We start from the raw sequence: 18,564 nt of genomic DNA on the forward strand, positions 1-18,564 counted from the left end.
TCGACTGATGAACCCGCTGGAACTGGCTGAGCGGCTGCGGGCTGACTACCGGCGATTCACCTGGACCACGTACCCGGTCGCGGACCAGTCGCTGCGCGGCCAGCTTGAGCGGCTCGTTGAACAGGACGCACTGCTGTGGCGCGGTCCGTTCCTTTCGGTACAGCCGCGCTTTGAACTGGACGGAAGTCTGAAGGAGCTGGCCGACAAGGCGGGGCTTCCCGCGGAGATCGCCCGGGCGTTTCCACAGGTCGAGCGGCTGTTCGTGCACCAGGCCCAGGCGATCGAGCGCATCGCGCGCGGGGAGTCGACGCTGGTGGCCACGGGCACGGGCTCCGGCAAGACCGAATCCTTCCTCATCCCCGTCATCGCGCACGCCTACCAAGCCCGGCACCGTCCCGGTGTGAAGGCGATCGCGATCTATCCGATGAACGCTCTCGTCAATGACCAGGAGGATCGCGTCAAACAAGCGTGCGACGCGCTCGGGCTGCGCTACGGCGTCTACACCGGTGGCACGCCGCAGCATCTGCGAGAGCACATGCAGAACAACCCGCCGGACGTCCTGCTGACCAACTACTCGATGCTTGAGTACCTGCTGACGCGCCGCGAAGACCGCAAGCTGTTCGGCGATGGGGTGCTGCGGCACCTAGTGCTTGACGAGATCCATACCTATCAGGGCGCTCTCGGCTCGGAGATCGCCTGCCTGGTGCGGCGGCTGCGCGGTCACGTCGATGCTGACGGGGATCTGGTGTGCATCGGTCTGTCAGCTACCGTAAGCGCTGGCGGTGATCATGCGGCCGGGCTGGCCCGGACCGCGCAGTTCGCGACCTCGCTGTTCGCGACGCCGTTCGACACCGACTCGATCGTCGAAGAGACTCCGGTTATCACCCCAAGCCCGGATCTGGCCCGCCTCGGCCCGGCTCCCGACTCGGCCGTGCTTCGCGACGCGCTGGCTCGGGGCGGTGATCCTGACGAGCTTCGGGCGTTGCTGGGTGACCCCCAGGACAGTGCGCTTGTGGACCTGTTGCGCAGCCGTCTGGCTGCGCCGCGCCGGATAGACGAGCTCGTTCAGATGGTCGCGGAGCTGCCGCAACGCTCCGGTGTTGAGCCTCAGGCGATCGAGGATGAGGTGGCGGCATGGCTGCTGCTGGGGGCCGGATCCCACACGCCGGCCGGGCCGCCGGTGCTGGAAGCCAAGGTGCACCTGTTCCTGCGGTCGATGCCGCGGCTGACCCGCTGCACCGGCGATGGCGAGCACTTGTGGGCCAACGGCGCCACCGAGTGCGCCCATGATGGTTGCGGCGCGACCACAACGTTCTCCCTCGGAGTGTGTCTGGGCTGCGGGCAGGACTATGACTTGGAGCGGGACGACCCTGACGGCCCCGTGCTGCGATACGTCGCGCGCCGTCTGCACACCGATCCGGTGTTCGAGCCCGACGCCAAGGACCGCAGCTGGTTCCCGGCCTTGCGCTGCGTAAGTTGCGGCAAGGACGGAAACGGCGCGCAGTGCATGGCGTGTGGGTCGGCGATGCGCGAGGTCTTCGTCGCACTCCCGGAGGTCGGCAGGGAGCTCACGCGGTGTAAGGTCTGCGGCTACATGCGCGCGGCCGGCGCTGTGGAGGAGTTCACCCAGCGCACCGCCGCCGCCGTGACCGCCACCGCCTTTAGCCTGCACACCGGGCTGGCCGCGCAAAGCGATGACGTGAGCCTGCGCAGGCTGCTGGTGTTCGCAGACTCTCGTCAGGACACCGCGTTTCAGGCCGGCTACATCCGGTCCCGCGCCCGTGCCGCACAGGTGAGGCGCCTGATCGTCGAAGTGGTTCGGGACCGTGCGCAACAAGGCGCGGACCCGGCGAGCTTCGACACGCTGGTGGAGGAGGTGTTCCGGCGCGGCCAGGAATCCGAACTGTACGACAGCCCCGCTGGCTCGGACGCGCGCCGCCGTGTGCTGCGCGTGTGCGAATGGGACGTTCTTGGGGAGATCGCCAGCGATGAGCGGCGCCCTCCGACCCTGGATCGCCTTGGGCTGATCACTGTGGGCTATCCCGGCCTGGAGCAGCTCGACGACGCTCACCTGACGCCGTTGGAAGACGTGGTTGGGCCGGACATCCCGGCCGCACGCTGGCTGTTGGGGCGGATTCTGGACTTCGCACGGACCCGCCGAGCGGTTGGGCACGAGCTGCTCCGTGCACGCCTGGATGCCAAGACCGAAGCCGACCTGCTCGAGGCAGGGGCCACCGTGCGGATCGGGGCACCAGTGGTCGGCTTGAGCAACGCGGTCACCGCGCCGAACGGTACGGATCTGCTCAAGTTGAGCTCCCGCAGCTCCATCGGAGCCATGGCGAAGATCGCCTTCCCGAATCTGATCAACCAACCTGACATCGAACGGGCCATCCAGGTCGCCGTGGCTCTGCTGGAGCGGCACGGCCTGCTCCAAGGCGTCACCGCCGGCGCGGGCAAATCCTCCACGCGCCTGCTGCAGGTGATCCCTCAGGCGATGGAGATCCGCCCTGCCTCGCCAACACTGCACCGCTGTCTGGCCTGCCGTGCTGTCCAGCCGGGCCCTTCACCCCGCAACGCCTGCGTCACGTTCAACTGCAAGGGCAAGCTCCAGCCCTGGTCAGGTGACGCCGACGACTATGAGCGCCAGCTGGCCGACAGCCGCGAGCCTTTGCAGGTGAAGGCGGAGGAGCACTCCGGACAAGTCCCGCTGGAGATCCGCGAAGGCATCGAGGAGCGGTTTAAGAACTCCGAGCTGAACTTGCTGGTCTGCACGATGACGTTGGAACTCGGCGTCGACCTCGGGCAGCTGCTGGCTGTGGTGCTGCGTAACGTTCCGCCGCGGGCCAGCAACTACGCCCAGCGGGCCGGCCGGGCGGGACGCCGCGAGGAGCGCGTGGCCCTGGTGGTGACGTTCGCCGGCACCATGCCACACGACAGCTATTACTACCAGCGCCCCGTGGAGATGATCCGCGGTTCGATCCGCCCTCCGGCGTTCCTGCCCGACAACCCGCGTGTGATTACCCGCCATGCGCGGGCGCTCGCGCTGGAGCTGTGCGGCGAAGACCTGCCCCAGTGGATGCGTGATCTGGTATCGCCGGACACGGAGTCCGCTGGCGAGCTCATCAACATCGAACCGGTACGTGATGCTCTCGCGGCTGACGCCGTCTCGATCGCCCAGCGCATTCATGCATCCTTCCGGCTCGGGCTCGCCGATGACGACATGCCCTGGTTGGACGCGACCTGGTGCCACCGCGTCGTCGCCGAATTCATCGCTGACCTGGATGCGGCGGTCACCCCCTACAAGATCCGGCAGCAGACGTTGGAGGAGGAGCTGCGGCAGGCCAGCGCGACGATCTCCAAGCCGGAGTCCCGGCAGGCGATTATCGGTATCGGCGCCAGCCTGGATGCGATGCGCTTCGCCGACCGCAACCGCGCCTACGTGCTGTCCTACCTCAGCTCGGTCGGGTTCCTACCCTCCTATGCCTTCCCCACCGAGACCACATCGCTGTTCCTGGAGCGCGAGGCCGCGGAACTCGCCCACGACTCGGTGCGGGCGCTGAAGGACTACGCCCCGGGGCAGGTTGTTTACGCGCGCGGCGCGAAGTGGGCGGTTGACGAGATCGATCTGCGCCGCTCCAACCTGGTCAATGCCGACGGTGTTGGCGGCCTACCCAGTCGCAACATCTGCCTGCGCTGCGACACCGTCAACGACGCCACCTCCGCCTCGTGCCTGTCCTGCGACAGCACCGAGCTCAGCCCTCAGATCACCATCCCGATGCGGGCCTTGCGCGCCGAGAAGCGGACCCGGATCACCTCCGATGAGGAAGCCCGCTCCCGGCGACCGTTCGAGATCAGCCACCACCTCGGAGCCCCAAAGACCGCCGAGACCTGGCTGTTCGAGCGCCCCGGCCTGGTGATGCAGTGGGAGCGCAACGCCGCCCTGACCGTCCTGAACCGCGGACGCATCGTCCGCGGAGCGCTGGCCGGCTCGCCTCCGGAGCAGTTCGCCGTCTGCACCGCGTGCGGGATGTGGTTCGACATGCCCCCGGGAACGACCAAACCAACCCAGGCCCAGCGCAAGCGGCTGGAGCGCCACGACAAGCGCTGCAGCAACCACGACGTGCGATACAGCATGCTGATGACCGAACGCAAGGTAGACTGCCTCCAGCTGCTGCCCGACCTGGAAGCCTTCGGTGTCGTGCCGGCGAACCTGCAAGAGTTCCTCGCCAGCATCCGTGCCGCCCTCGACCTCGGCTGCCGGATTGTCCTGCAATCCGGGGACAACGAAGTCGCCGGCTTCGACTGGCCCCGGCCCGACCCGAACGGCAGCGACGCCCTGCTGCGCCTTGCCGTCCTGTACGAAGAAGTGCCCGGCGGCGCGGGCTACCTTCGCCAACTCGGCGAGCGCTTCGGCGAAGTCGCCGCCGCACTGGTGCCCGTGCTGGACGACTGCGACTGCGAGAAGTCCTGCTATGCCTGCCTGCGCTCCTATGGCAACCAGCTGGAGACCGACCTGCTCAACCGGCACGTCGCGGCGGACTTCCTCCGCACATTCATCGGGGCATCGGACGTCGAGGGCGCGCGGGTGCCGGCTTTCGCCGACGGGTTCATCGGCCTGCCGCGATCGCCCATAGAGCGGCGCCTGGCGATCGCGCTTATCGACGCTCATGCCCCGCGAGGCCACGCCCAGTATCCTTGGGGCGATCGCGGCTCACAGGACGGCAACCCGCACCCGATCACGATTGCCGACTTCGCCTGGCCGGACCGCAAAGTCGCGGTGTTCTGCGACGGCTGGGCTCACCACTCCAGCCCGGAACAGCAGGCTGGCGACAAGCGGAAGCGCGATGCCATGCGGGCGGACGGATGGACCGTGCTCGCGTTCTGGGGCGGCGAGATCGTTCGCGACCCCCGCAAGTGTGCCGAACAGATCATCGCTCACCTGCACCCGACGAGCAGCTCCTGACGATTAGCGCAGCCGCAGCAACAAGAACGAGGTTTCAGTGACCTCGACTTTCGCTGATTTCGCAGGCGGGCTGTGTCGTGGTGGCCTGTCCCCGGCGTGCGGTTGCTGGTGTGTTGACGTACTTCGCATTGCCCCGCAAACATGCGCGAACTGAGTTAACCGGCTGATGGGATACGATCGCCACACCGCTTCCTGGCTTGCCCTGCGAAGATCCAGCAGCCGTGTGCTGGACGGGCCAAGGTGAGATGATCGTTCCCGGTAGGAGGATTGCGTTGCCCGGCCTAGACGGCCCTGGTATCAACCTCGCTGAGATCGCCCGGATCGCCAAAGTGTCTCGCGCGGCGGTGAGCAACTGGCGCCACCGTCACGCCGACTTCCCCGCTCCGAACGGCGGTACCGAAGCCAATCCGGAATTCCGACTCGTGGATATCGAAGCGTGGCTTCGCGACCACAAGAAACTGCGGGAGGACACGCTTCCGGCACGCCTGTGGCCGCTGATCGAGAACATCGGTGACCGAACGCTCCAGGCCGCTGTTCTGGCGACCGCTGCGCAGCCGCACATCGACGATGATCACTTCCATGGCGCGCTGGCGGATGCCGCGAAGCGCGTCACCCCGGACGGGCGCGGCCTTGCCGAGCAGGCGCAGCGGATCACCAGCAAGGCGGACACGCGGGAGACACTGGACTTCCTTGTCGGCCGCTGGACAGAGGTCAACGCTCCGCAGTCCAAGGTCGCGGCCCACCTTGCCAGGCTGATGGCCGGCGTCGCCGCTGTCGTGAAGACTCACGCCTCTGGTCAGTCGCTGACCGTGCTTGACCCGGTGTGCGGTACCGGCGACTTGCTGATGGCAGCCGCGCAGCGGTTCGCCGCCGATAAATTGACGTTAGTCGGTGTGGAACCTGATTTGGGCTCTGCAGCCATCGCTGGCCTTCGCCTGGCCCTTGCACATCCTGGGGCGCCGAGCGACGTCCGGCAGGGACATTCCCTGCGCGCCGATCCGCTGCCGGAGGCGCATGCGGACGTCGTGCTCAGCATTCCGCCGTGGAACGAGCGCGACTGGGGCCACGACGAGCTCGCTGATGACGCGCGCTGGTTGCTGGGCAGTCCTTCGCGCGCCGAGTCGGAGCTCGCGTGGGTCCAGCACGTCTTGGCCCGGCTCCAGCCGCGCGGCGTCGCCGTACTCTTGCTTCCGCCTGCGGTAGCCTCGCGCCGTTCTGGCCGGCGGATCCGCTCGGCCTTGGTGCGCTCCGGAGCTCTAAGAGGCATCATCGCGCTGCCCGCCGGCATTGCACCGCCCTACGGGGTATCGCTGACCTTCTGGGTGCTGCAAGCGCCGGACCCGAAGGCAGCCGCCGCTGGCGTGTTCATGGTCGACGCGTCCGCGATTGCACCGGCCGATGGCGCGCGCTCGAATCCCGGCGAGTGGACTCGCATCGCGGCGGAGATCGAGGCGACGGTTCGGGCGGCGGCGGGGGAGCCCACGTCGGAACAGGGGCCGGTCGCCGGACGGTGGGTCGTCCAGTCGGCGCTGCAGCTCCTAGACGATCAGATCGATCTGTCGCCGACGGCGCACGTGCCAGTCGCCGACGCCGTCACCATCCAACAGCTCGACGATATCTCGGCCGAGTTCGCGCGTTCGGTCGACGGCCTTGGCAGCGCCGCGGCAGTGCTGCGGCGACTGGGGTTCGTCGCCGACGGCGTGCCTACCGCGGCGACCACCGTCGGGGATCTGGAAAGCGCGCGGGCACTGACCCTGCGAGCCGGGCAAGCAATCCAGGCGAACGAGGGCACACCGCCCCTGGATGGCGCGATTCCGGTGCTGACTGTGCCGGCCCTGGTGCGACGCGGACGCGCTGACGCCTGGGTCGATGCCGAATCCTTCGCGCGTCTTCTCGATAGCGCTGATCCGCCGGTCGTCGCCGTTGACGGTGATGTGATCTTGGTCGGTGTCGAAACGGTGCAACGCAGCGCTTGGGTTCACGAGGGTCCGCCGACGATTCTCGGTCCCCAGCTGTATGTCGCAGACCACGACAAACGGCTGTTCGACGGCTGGTTCCTCGCCGGGTGCTTGGGCGCGGCTTCGAACATCCGCCGCGCCAGCAGCCGCGCCACCACTTCCACGAAGATCGACGTTCGCCGCCTTCAGGTGCTTCAGCTGCCGCTGGACGAACAGCGTTCCTACGGCTCGGCGTTCCAGGCCGTCGACCGGTTGCGACATGCCGTCGAAGCGATCGCAGGCGGCGGTGAGCAGCTGATCCAGGAGACCACCGAGCTGCTCGCTGCTGGCAGATTGAACATCTATCCGGCCTAGCAGGTACAAGGGTCGGCATCGCGCCGCTCGAGGCAGGGCCCTGGCCGGGGATCGCAGCGCGCTCGACGGCTTCATCGATCCCGGCTCCTGCTCGGCGCGGGGGACCGCCGCTAACAGCGCGTCGAACCGGCACCGGGCCGGAGCGGGCGTCGTCGAAGTAGTCAGCCGTGGGTGCCGTCGCCGAAGGCGCGGCGGTAGTCCTCGGCGGCCAGCTCCATATCGCGGACCAGGCGGTCGAGCGGACCCCACTCGGCCCGAGCCCGTGGCAGCAGGTCGTTGATGAGGGCCTGCCCGCCAGGCCCCGGCTGGCCGCGATCCCGCTCGGCCTTGGCCAACGCGAGCTGGTCGGTCACCTGCCGGCGGTTGAGCCACCGCGATCCGCGGGCTGCGCGGGGCGGGGGCGGCGCTCCGGCATCGCTCGGCGCGTCGGGCGTCGCGCGGAACATGGCGGTCGGATCGGGCTTCAGGCTCGGGTTCGGAGCGGGGTTGCCGGGCTGGGGAAGAAGCGGTGCGACGACCTCGATGACCTCTGATGCGGTGGGTCGTTCAGCGGGCTCCTTGGCTAGCATGCGCATAACCAGGTCGTCGATCGCCTCGGGCACGTTGTACTGAGCCGCGGTCGACGGCGGCGGCGGGATCTCCTCGCAGTGTCGCCGTTTCAGCTGGCTGGCTTGCTCGATGGGGAACGGGGGCTCGCCGGTGAGCAGCAGGTAGGAGATGCAGCCCAGCGCATAGATGTCGGACTTCGGCGTCAGGTCAAGCCCGTCATGCTGCTCGGGGGACAGGTAGCCGCGGCTGCCGAGCGTCGTCCCCTGTTCGGTGTAGCGGGCGGTCTCCGGGCTTACCGGCAGCGCGATGCCGAAGTCGATCAGCTGGGCCGCGCCCCGGGTGTTGATCCTGATGTTGTCGGGCTTGAGGTCCCGGTGCACGATCGGCGGCTCGATCAGGCTCATGCGACCGAGGGCCCACGCGATCTGCGTGATGATTGCGGCAACCGCCGACACGGCGAGGACGTGCCTTTCCAGGAACTCCCGTAGAGAAAGGCCTTCGATGTACTCCATCACGATGTACGGCTCGTCGCCGAACATCCCGGTGTCGAGGTAGGTGACGATGTTGGGGTGGGCGAGGGCGCGCAGCACCGAGGCCTCGCGCCCGAACCGTTCGCGCATCAGTTTGTACTGCTGGGCGTAGACCTCGCTGTTGCCTTCGAACGCTCGCAGAAAGTCCTCCGGTCGCAGGCCCTTGACGGCGACCGTGTTGCCCGTTTGCCGGTCGTGCGCCTTCCAGACCTCTGCCATGCCGCCCTTGCCGAGCGATTCGAGCAGCTCATAGCGCTCGTTGAGCAGGTCCCCGGTCTTCACGCTCCACCTTTCGATAAGGCCCCGAGACCGTCAAGGTTGCGGACGGTAGGACCACGGACGCTCGCTGTGCCGCAAGCAAGGCTACTGTGTATTGAAGATCGACAAGGGCATTGTGTGTGAACCGAGTTTACACTTGTCGGCGGTCCGTGCTTTAGTAGTCGGGTGATGACCGAGCGGAATGATCCGCCATCCACGCCCCCTGATGCAGCACCAGACCTCGAAGCGCCGCGATGGCGCGCACCGGCAGGCACGAGCGGTGCCATCACCCTGATCCGGACCAACCTCGCCGCAGCGCGCCTGGACCCGCGCGACTGCCCTACGGCCGTCGCCGCCAAAGCCCGGCCGCTGCTGGCCGCCGACCCGAAGCCCCCCTACGCCCGGCGTCCGGTCCAGACCTTCGCCATGGGTCCGCTGATGGCCGTCCTCGACCGCATCGAACACGGTCAGGAGCCCGACGCCGCACTCGCCGAGCTTCACCACACCAGAGGCGTCCTCGCCGACCGCATGGCCCCGGCCCACCCCGGACTTCTCGCCTGGACTCGCCAGGCCGCCACCCGGTTCTTGGCCGCCCGGGCCGCTGACCAGAACACTGCCGCCGCCGACGGCCGCGCCCAGACTTACCCGATCGGACACGACTGGGTGGCGGGCCGCCACAGCGAACGCCCCGACGCACGCGGTGCCACGACCTACGAGCAGACGGCATGGGGCCGGCGCTACGCCTCGCCGGACGGAACCCTGCGCGAGCTGTGGCTGCCGTCCCAAGGTTCTGCCAAAGCCTCCCGCCCGGCCGCCGAGATTGCCGCAGCCGCCTACGTTGTGGTCTGTGGCCGCCCCGCCGAAGGCGGCGGCTGGAAGCCCTACGCCCCGCTCCCCGCCAGCGCCCTGCAGCCCGCGCACTCCGTGCCGCCCGACCGTGTGCGCATCATCGAGTTCGGATGCCGTGACGGCGAGCATCACGTCCTGGCCGACTGGGACCGCCAGCAGTGCCTGGACGCCTTCGCCCGCGACGCCGCCCCGGCGCTTGCCGCCGCCGTGGAGCGCGACGGGACCCGGCCGGGCTCGAGTTGCGCGGACTGCAAGGCCATCACAGGATGCCAAGCGCTCACCACGGCCCGCGGCCTGCTGGAGATCGCGCCGCCCCGCGACCGGCCGCCCCGCAGCACCCTGTCGGCCTCGGATCTGCGCTACCACCACGACTGCCCAGCGATGTACCACCTGGTGCGGATGCTGAACCTGAAGTCCGGGCTGCCGGAGAACCCTGCGATCCGCCTGGGTCGGGGTGTTGACGCCGTCCTCAACCGCCGCCACGCCGAACCCGCAGCCCGGCTGTGCCGGCCCGGCGCCGACGGCTGGACCCCGGAGGAGACGGACCTGATCGGCGACCAGGCCGAGACCGCCCGCGGCATGCTCGAACAGCACGCCGACTACTGCCCGCTGGACGGCCTCGACCCGGGCACCCAGCCCCTGCCGCAGCAGCAAGTCACCTGCTTCGACCCCGACATCAACACGGTGTTCATCAACACCCCCGACCTGCTGTACCCCCGCGGCAACGGCTGGGTGTGGCGGGAGACGAAGGCCTCGCCCGGCGGCGTCTACGAAGGCAAACCGCTGCTGGAGAACTACCCGCAGCTCGCCCTCGCCGTCCTCATGATCAACGCGGGCGCCCTCGGCGGCGACCCGCGCCACAGCCTCATCGAACTGGAAGTCCTCGGCCCCGACGACACCACGTTCCTGGAGATAAGCCCGGCCCGGCCCGAAGTCGCCGCCCAGGCCCGGGCGGCGCTGCGGGACCACGCCCAGGCGCTGCTGGCCGACCGGGAGTTCCCGGCCCATCCCGGCCGGGCCTGCACGGGCTGCGAAGCGCTGCCGTGGTGCGCCCCCGGACAGGCACACATCACTACTGATCACCCCGATCCGACAACCGGAGCCCGACCGTGAACGACACCGCCGTGCAGCAGGACTGGAGCGGCTTCCCCGACCTGGTGCTGCTGCGCACGATCGCCGGGGCCGTCATCGAACTGGCCGACAAGACCGGCCTGGCCTCCTTCTCACTGCCCTACCCAGACGAGGCGCAACGCGCCCTAGACCGCATGATCCTCACCTGCCTGGAGCGCGGCGTCGGCCAGATGCCGCGCTCGGTGCCCGACCTGGTCACCTGGTGCGCCGAACGCCCGATCGAGGACTGGCCACTGCAGCTGCCGCCCGACGCCTTCAGCCCAGACGACGTCCTGGTCGACCCCGACGCCCGCGTCCCCACCCAGCTGTGCCACGAGTGGTGGATCCAGCGCCAAGACACGGCCAATGTGCTGTTCGACAGGGACATCGTGCACAGGGCCATGAAGATGTGCCGGCTCTCCGGCGCGCCGGAGAGCTACACCGCGTTCCGTCGACTGCTGGTCGAGCACCCCGTCCTCACCATCGACGAATGGTTCGACGTCCGCACCGACCTGTACCTGGAGCCGGTGCGGGAACTGATCGAACTGTGCTACCTGCCGGCTCCGGCCAGCTACCTGCGCGATGGCGCGTACATGACCTGCTGCCGGTGCCTGACGCTGCTCACACCGCTGCCGGACGGCACCTGGTGGTGCGAGCGTGACACCTGCCGACGGCAAGGGCCGGCCCAGCCGCATCGCAGCCTGGTCGTCGACGAGGTCGGCGAGCCCTACCAGCTCGTGCGGCCCCTGAGACAGTTCGTCGCAGGCCCCGGCCGCGCCGAGGCCGACCTGAAACGACGCCTGGAAGAACTCGACGCCGACGGTCGGCGCCTCAACATCCAGATGTGGCCCGGCTTCGACGCCTACGACGTGCGCATCACCTTCCCCGACGGGTACGTGTGGGCCGTCGACGTCAAAGACTGGCGACACCCCGGGCTGCTCGGCCGCAGCGCCAAGCCGGTACGCCCCGAACCCGCCTACGACGAGGCGTGTTGGGTCGTCCCCAAGATCCAGGCAGACAGCCACGGCAGCTACCTGGCCACTTTCTACCGCAACCGGGCGCCTCAGGCTGCCGGCCTGCCGCTGCTGCTCGACAAGCAGCTCGTCGAGCGCGCCGCTGCTCGGCTGGCCGGGGACACCGGCGTCCACCTCCACAAGCACACCGCGGACAAGGGAGCGGGCGATGCGTGACACCAGCGGCTGGTACGAGAAGCTAGCCAAAGAGATCAAGCCGTACTGGCCGCGAGACCCGCAGTACCGCGACGTCAAACCGTCGCTGCTGTTCCAGGTCGAGCTCAACTTGCGGCTCCTGGAGCGGCTGGACCCCGCCGCGGACCCTAAGTGCGCCTACACCCTGCTCGGCGGGTACCCGTTCGCCGCAGCCGCTGGCATCGCCACGACCGACGAGCACACCGGCTGGATCACCGCGGTCCGCCACCGGCTGTGGAAGCTGCGCCGCCGCTACGTCTGGGTCCAGCACCTGGAGACGTACTGGCAGCTGCCCGAGCGGCTGCGCCGCTACCGCGAACCGGTCGGCGCCGAACCCATGTACGCCGTCGAGCCGACCGTGCTGCGCGAGCGCCTGCAGGTCTACGACGAGCAGCTGGCGACCATGCCCCGGTACGCCACCGAGCCGCTGCCACCGGCCGAGGCCGGACAGGCCAGGTTCGTCGAACGCCGCCGCCCTGCCTCAGTCACCATCCCCCAACAGCTGTGCCTGCCCGAGCCGCCCGGCCACGACCTGGCGTCCGTGCCCGCGACCACTCGCGGCCCTCTTCAGATCCCGCTGGCTGAACTGGCCGACACCGCCCGCTGGATGGACGACGAAGCCCGGGAACGGGGCCTGAAATTCGGCAACTGGGTGCAGCGCCTCGACGACCTTAACCTTGACGTCCTGGCCCCCGACGGCCGCACCTTCCAGGAATCCGACACGCTCGTCCTGGACCGCCTCACCCACCTGGTCGGCATGGTCGGAGCCGGCAAGAGCACCCTGATGACCCTGATCGCCGTCTGGGGTGCGCACCCGGACCGGGGCTACCGCACGACGCTGATCGTCGGCGACGTCGCTGAACAGCTGACGCTCACCACGATGCTGTGCGACCTCGGCCTGGCCGCCACCCCCGTCCTCGGCGGCAGCACCCGCGAACGCCACGCCGCCCGCCTGCACCGGCGGCTCGCAACCCGTGGGAAGGACAACCTCCTGGCCCACGACGACCCCAGCTTCGACGCGGTCAGCACCGCCTGCCCGCTGGACGCGCTGCGCGGCCTGGAGCCCGCGCACCCTCTGCGCTACGCCGACGCCCCGTGCTCACATCTGTACCCCGTCAAGCCGAAGAAAGTGACCACGGTCAGCGACGCTGACCTGCCAGCGCCCTACGGCTCGCACGCATCCTCGCGGTTGGCCGACGAAGATGACGACGATCTGCCCAAGGGCGACCCTTACAGCTGTCCGATGTGGAGCGCCTGCCCCCGGCACGCCCCGGACCGCGACATGGTCGACGCCCTGATCTGGATCGCCAACCCCGCGAGCCTGCTCATCTCCACCGTGCCCCGCCAACAGAATCCGCAGAAACTGCGCCGTCTGGAGCTCGCGTGCCTGCGCAGCGACATCATCATCGTCGACGAGACCGACCGCGTGCAGATGAACCTCGACACCAGCTTCGCCCCGGCGGCAACGCTGGTCGTCAAAGGCCCCGAGTCCTGGCTCGACCGCCTGCACACCCACAAGATCGACGAGCTGGCCCGGCACGGGCGCCTGCAACTGTCCGATCGCGACGTCGAACGCTGGACCGCGGCCCTGGACGTCGTCAGCACCGCCACCAACCGGATCTACGCCATGCTCATCGCCGACCCGGACCTGCGCGCCTGGGTCGACATCGAGTACTTCGCCGCCTGGACCCTACAGGAGAAGCTCCTCAACGCTTGGTACCCGCTGGCCACGGCAGACGCCGACGACGACGGCCTGCTCAACGACGCCGACGTGTACGAAGCCGACGACCAGGCGACCGGCGACCCGACCGGGCTGCATGCCGGCGACGAGCCCTGGGCGCCACTGCGCGCGGCGCTGACCGAGGCTTTCGACGATTTCCGGGACGATCCTCTGGGCGATCGCGGGCGGATGCGCCACGGCGCCACCGGCCTGATGGTCGCCATGACCCAGGACCTGCTGCACACGCTGCGCGAACGCGAGACCAAGGCGCGTCTGCGCTCGCTGCTCGACGTGTTGCTGGACGGCAGCCCCATGACCACCGGGCAACTTCGCCAACCCGAGCCCGCCCCCGGCGACCCCGAACGCAACCCTGCCGACGTGTGGGGATCGGCCGCCTGGCTCGAGCGCAACACCACCCGCCTGCGTTTCATGCTGCTGGTCGCAGTGCTCAACCACCGCCTGGACCGCGTGACCAACCTGTGGCCCCAGGTCGAGGCAGCCCTGCGGCTGGAATCCGCCGACAACGAGCTGTCCCGCCGCCCCCCGCAGGACTATGCCCCCGTAGTCCCCGAAGCCCCGATGGGCAACGTGCTGGGCTTCCAATATCTGCCCGACGAACCCGCCCCCGACGGCAGCGAACAGCGAAGCGGCACGTTGCGGTTCTTCCGCTGCGCCGGCGTCGGTCGGGAACTGCTGCTCAACCTCCCGGCATTCGGCGCCGACCCGGCCGCCGGGCGCCCCGGACCCAACGTTCTGATCATGTCCGGGACCAGCTGGGCCGGCACCTCCACTCGCGCTCACGTCCTGGCCCCGGTCACCGCGATCCTCAAACCCAATCCCGACGCCATCGCCGCAGTGCGCGGCACCCGGTTCCGCGTGCGGTTCCTCTACGACGGCGCCACCCCGCTGCGCCTGTCCGGCGCCCGCCCCGACACCCGGCACACCATCCTGCGACAGATGGTCACCAAGCTCGGCAAACCCCAGCCCGGCGCTACCTCCAGCATCCTGGACCAGGAACTGCGTCGCATCGGCGACGACCACCGCCGGCGTGCTCTGTTGCTGGTCGGCAGCTACAAGGAAGCCACCATCGCCGCCGACACGCTGGAGGAGATCCCGCGCTGGGCCGGCCGCGTCCGCGTCCTTGCCAACGACGACGCCGAACTCGACAGCCCCGGCACCCCTGGCGACGGTCTGACCCACGCCGCCGCACTGCGCCGCGGCGACCTCGCCTCCTTCGCCGACGACCCCGACGCCGAACTGCTGGTCGCACCCCTGCTCGCTGTCGAACGCGGCCACAACATCCTCAACTCCCAACGCACCGCCGCCTTCGGCGTCGCGCTGTTCCTCGCCCGGCCCCACCCGCGGCCTGACGACCTGTCCCTGGCCGTGTTCGCGATCAACGACTGGGTCACCCGCTTCACCCGCGACCTGCCGGGTCTTGAGGCCGGTACCTTCAGCAAGCTCGTCGCCGACGCTGCCCACCTCGACGCCGCCGGCCTGGCGTTCCGGCACCTCGCGCGCGGCGAATGGCGCAGACTCCTGTCCCGCCGCTACGCCTACTCCAGCCTCACACCGGCGGAGAAGACCAGCTTCGCCTGGGACCAGCTCGTCACCATCTGGCAGGTCATCGGCCGCCTCGTGCGCGGCGGCGTCCCCGCCGAAGTCGTGTTCGTCGACGCCGCCTTCGCCCCCGCCTACGCCCACGCCATGGCCCCGGCCGAGGACGACGAAACCGCAGGGCCGCGCCGCCGGCGCCGCAACGACCCCGGGCTCCTGATCAAGCTACGCGACGTCCTCGCCCCCTACTTCGCGACCGACGCCGACGCGAGGGCGTTCCCCAACCCCTCCGACCCTGCCCTCGTCCAAGCCCTCTACCAGCCGCTGTACGACGCCCTGTGCGGCATGGACTTCACCGTCCAGCCCTACATCCCCAACTCGACCGCCCGAACCCTGGGAGCATCCGGTGCCCGCACGCTATGACGACATCAGCCGAGCCGCCTACACCATGAAGGCCAACGCGACGCCGTGGCAGGCCACGTTCGACGCGCTTTCCTTCCCCGAACAGTGGGACCCCTGCGTCCTGGCGCTGTGCAACCTCGGCCGCGACCCGGACAAGACCCCCTACTACACCGCCCCCACCTCCCGCCTGGACGCCACCTTGCAGGCCCTGGCGCCGCAGCTGATCGTCCGCTCCCGCCTGCGGGGACCCGGCGCCGACCAAGCCGCGGACGCCTGGCTGTACGCGCTCGCCGACGAACCGCCGCCGCTGCCCGACGACGTCCTGGACCGGCTGATCGGAGCCTGGGCCGCCGACCTGCGCCCCGAACCCGAATACCAGCAGGCCCGCATCCAGACGCTCGAACAGCTGCGCGCCGACAAGCCGCAGTGGCGCCGGGAAACCGTCGACCTGTTCAGCACGCAGACCACCGCCGGCGGCACCGCCGCCCCCGCCGCCCGCCAGTTCCAGCTCGCCCCCGACGCCCTGGCCCGCAAGATCCTGGAACTCAAGCCCTACGACTTCGGCGCAGGCGTCCTGCGCTTCCGCGCCGTCCCGCGCGGCCCCCGGGCCAAAGGCGCGGAACTGGTCTCCCAGCCGCTGCCCCACGAGGTGAAGAAGAAGACCTGGTGGTTCTCCATCTACATCAACATCACCCTGCACACCGCGCCGTTCGACCCCGCCCCCCGGCTGCACGTCCACCTCGGAGTCCGGCGCTGGGCCACCCACCCCAGCGCCACCAGCGGCATGGTCTACCTGCCCTACAAGCGCACCGCATCGGTCTACCTCACCACCGGCATCCCCTGGCTCAAAGGCGCGCCCACCAGCGACCGGTTCGCCGTCCTGCAGCTCAAGCGCGACCGCGCCACCGGCGACTACCGGTGGGGCGGCAACAGCGCCGGCCGGATCCTGGACAAGCTCAGCCGCGACCACGACTTCCCCGACCCCGCACAGCTCCTGACCGACCCGCTGGAATGGCTCGGCGACGGCGACGGAGTCCGCGCCGGCATCGTCCACGCCACCAGCATGGGCAAGCACGGCATCGGCGCCGGCCTGATGTCCCACCAACGCTCCAAGATCATCGAGTGGCTTGAGCAGGCCCTGCCCGACGGCATGCGCCGCGTGCCGAACCTGACCCTCACCACACACGGCACCTCCGCCCCCGCCAACCCGCGCCCCGCCCCCACCGCGGCACAGGCCAAGCAGACCGCAGAACAGCGCGCCGCCCGGGCCCGGCGGACCGCGCTCGCCGCCACCACGCGCTTCGACCGAGGAACCGACACCACGTCCGCCGCGGCGACGCCGCACATCGAGGCGCGCCTGCTGTGGCAGACCCCAGAGCTCCGCGACGCGGCGATCACCGCCCTCACCGAGGTCCTGGGCCTCGACGGCGCCGGCGGAGCCCCCGTGGAGGCCAGCGCGTTCGACACCGCCATCCCCGGTCTTCCGGTGCTGCGCACCTGGCACACCCCGGAGCTCACCGTGACGCTGCGGTGTCTGCGGCTCACCGCCGGCCTGGGCGAGTCGCTCGGCATCGCCCCGAAAGCCACCGGCAAGAACCAGAAGCTGAAGACCGCCATCGCCGAGCGCCGAGCGGCCACCGCCGCCTTCCTCGCCGCCGACGGCGCCCACCAGGCACACCCGCAACTGGCCCTGGTGGAAATCGACCGGGCGAAGGACTTCGGCCTGCGCCTGAACGACCCGAAGTTCGCCCTCCGGCTGGGAGCGGCCGACGCCGGAATCCTCACCCAATTCGCCCTGGTCCCCAAGACCGCCAAGGGCTACAACAGCGTGAAGAACCTCAGCCACCGCGTCCGCTCGGCCTGGCAGGACGGCCTGCGCCAGCTCGGCGTGCGCGTCATGCCCGAACACACCCTCGGGAACGGCCTCCCAGAGGGCCTGCGCTACGCGGCCGTGTGGATGGTCAAGCGGCGTGCCGACGGGCCGACACGCCTGGCCAAGCACGTCCCTGTCACCGTCATGGCCAGCCCCGTCCCCGGGGAGCCCGGGCTGGCCGCATTCACCGGGTGGGACCCCGAAAGCCGTACCTGGATCCCGTACCCGGACCTCCTGCTGCGCCTGGTCAAGGACGCCGAGATCCCGCTGGTCGAAGAAGAAACGACTGGCGACGACGGCCAGACGTTCATTACCTACAAGATGTGGCGGCAGAACCTCGACGAACAGCGCCAGTCCACCGAACGCTACCTGCAGAAGATGATTCGCTCCCTGCGCGGCCAGCCGACCGTGCTGCTGGCTCACGGGCAGAACGCCCGCATGCACTGGACCTGGCTCCAGGACGGAAAGCTCGAACCCGACCTGATCAAGCTCGGCCACGCCCCGGCCGCATTCCTTGACCCCGACCTGCGGCTGGTCCGCATCCGCAGCGGCGACGGCCGCGAGACCCCCCAGTGGTGGGGCAACGCGGCGGCCGGCGGCGTCAACGGGCTGCCATCCGGCCTGTGGTGCCAACCCGTCGCCGACGATGCCGAGCGCGCAGCACGCGTCTTCTACAGCACCACCCCGAAAGCCAGCACCTTCCGCGACTCCGCCGTCGAGGCGGACAAACTCGCCACCCGACCGCTGCGGCAGGGCAAGAACAAGGGCGAGCCGACGATCGACACCCACATCCCCGCCTGGAACCCCGACCTGATCGAGATCGCGGTTGCCGGCTGCCACGAAGACGACGGCGACGTACCCGAGGCGTACGCCCTGGCGATGCATCAACTCCGGCAGGCACCGGACTACCTCGACGCGCTGGCTCTGCCGCTGCCGCTGCACCTTGCAAGCCTCGCCCAGGAATACGTGCTTCCGACCGTCACGGAAAACGGCGATGAAGCCGACGAAGATAGCACCGGAGACGATCTAGAGGAGGACCTGGTCAGCGGACCGGAAGCACAGCTAGTGGCGGCGCTCGGGCTCATCCCGCGGCAACGGAGCGCGGCGATGGAGCCGCAGACGCACGACTCAGACGTCGGGATGCCCGGGCTCGACCAGGAGCCCGACGGATCTGACTATCTCTTCTGAGACGTGACGCTGCTCTCTGCTATATCGCCTAGATCGGCAGGGAGC

The 18,564-nt window shown here is 69.4% G+C and carries 7 protein-coding genes; 6 read left to right on the forward strand and 1 reads right to left on the reverse strand.

The window, feature by feature from the left end; all coding sequences use genetic code 11:
• Positions 1-7: 7 nt before the first annotated feature.
• Positions 8-4,963: a DEAD/DEAH box helicase gene (locus ABD466_RS12390; RefSeq protein ID WP_344657131.1), complete on the forward strand. Its 4,956-nt coding sequence runs from the start codon at positions 8-10 to the stop codon at positions 4,961-4,963.
• A gap of 245 nt (positions 4,964-5,208) precedes the next feature.
• Positions 5,209-7,275 carry an N-6 DNA methylase gene (locus tag ABD466_RS12395; protein WP_344657132.1) on the forward strand — a complete coding sequence of 689 codons (2,067 nt, stop codon included), beginning with the start codon at positions 5,209-5,211 and terminating at the stop codon, positions 7,273-7,275.
• Positions 7,276-7,436: 161 nt separating this feature from the next.
• Here the strand turns inward: ABD466_RS12395 and ABD466_RS12400 are convergent, their stop codons facing one another.
• Positions 7,437-8,636: a serine/threonine-protein kinase gene (locus ABD466_RS12400; protein ID WP_344657133.1), complete on the reverse strand. Its 1,200-nt coding sequence runs from the start codon at positions 8,634-8,636 to the stop codon at positions 7,437-7,439.
• A 165-nt stretch (positions 8,637-8,801) separates the two neighbouring features.
• On the opposite strand from ABD466_RS12400, the gene ABD466_RS12405 reads away from it, so the two are divergent.
• Genes ABD466_RS12405 through ABD466_RS12420 form a run of 4 tightly spaced genes read left to right on the forward strand, consistent with a single transcriptional unit; the run spans position 8,802 to position 18,519 of the window.
• Complete coding sequence (locus ABD466_RS12405) at positions 8,802-10,574, forward strand: PD-(D/E)XK nuclease family protein (RefSeq protein WP_344657134.1); 1,773 nt, start codon at positions 8,802-8,804, stop codon at positions 10,572-10,574.
• Entirely contained in the window at positions 10,571-11,761 is a 1,191-nt protein-coding gene (locus ABD466_RS12410; protein ID WP_344657135.1) for a pPIWI_RE_Y domain-containing protein, read from the forward strand. Before ABD466_RS12405 ends, ABD466_RS12410 begins: the two co-directional genes overlap by 4 nt.
• On the forward strand, positions 11,754-15,479 hold the full coding sequence (locus ABD466_RS12415) for a pPIWI_RE_Z domain-containing protein (protein ID WP_344657136.1): 3,726 nt from the start codon (positions 11,754-11,756) through the stop codon (positions 15,477-15,479). Before ABD466_RS12410 ends, ABD466_RS12415 begins: the two co-directional genes overlap by 8 nt.
• Positions 15,463-18,519, forward strand: a complete 3,057-nt coding sequence (locus ABD466_RS12420; protein WP_344657137.1) for a pPIWI_RE module domain-containing protein — start codon at positions 15,463-15,465, stop codon at positions 18,517-18,519. Before ABD466_RS12415 ends, ABD466_RS12420 begins: the two co-directional genes overlap by 17 nt.
• Positions 18,520-18,564 lie beyond the last annotated feature (45 nt).

The organism is Catenulispora subtropica, from assembly GCF_039531675.1.
GTDB lineage: Bacteria > Actinomycetota > Actinomycetes > Streptomycetales > Catenulisporaceae > Catenulispora > Catenulispora subtropica.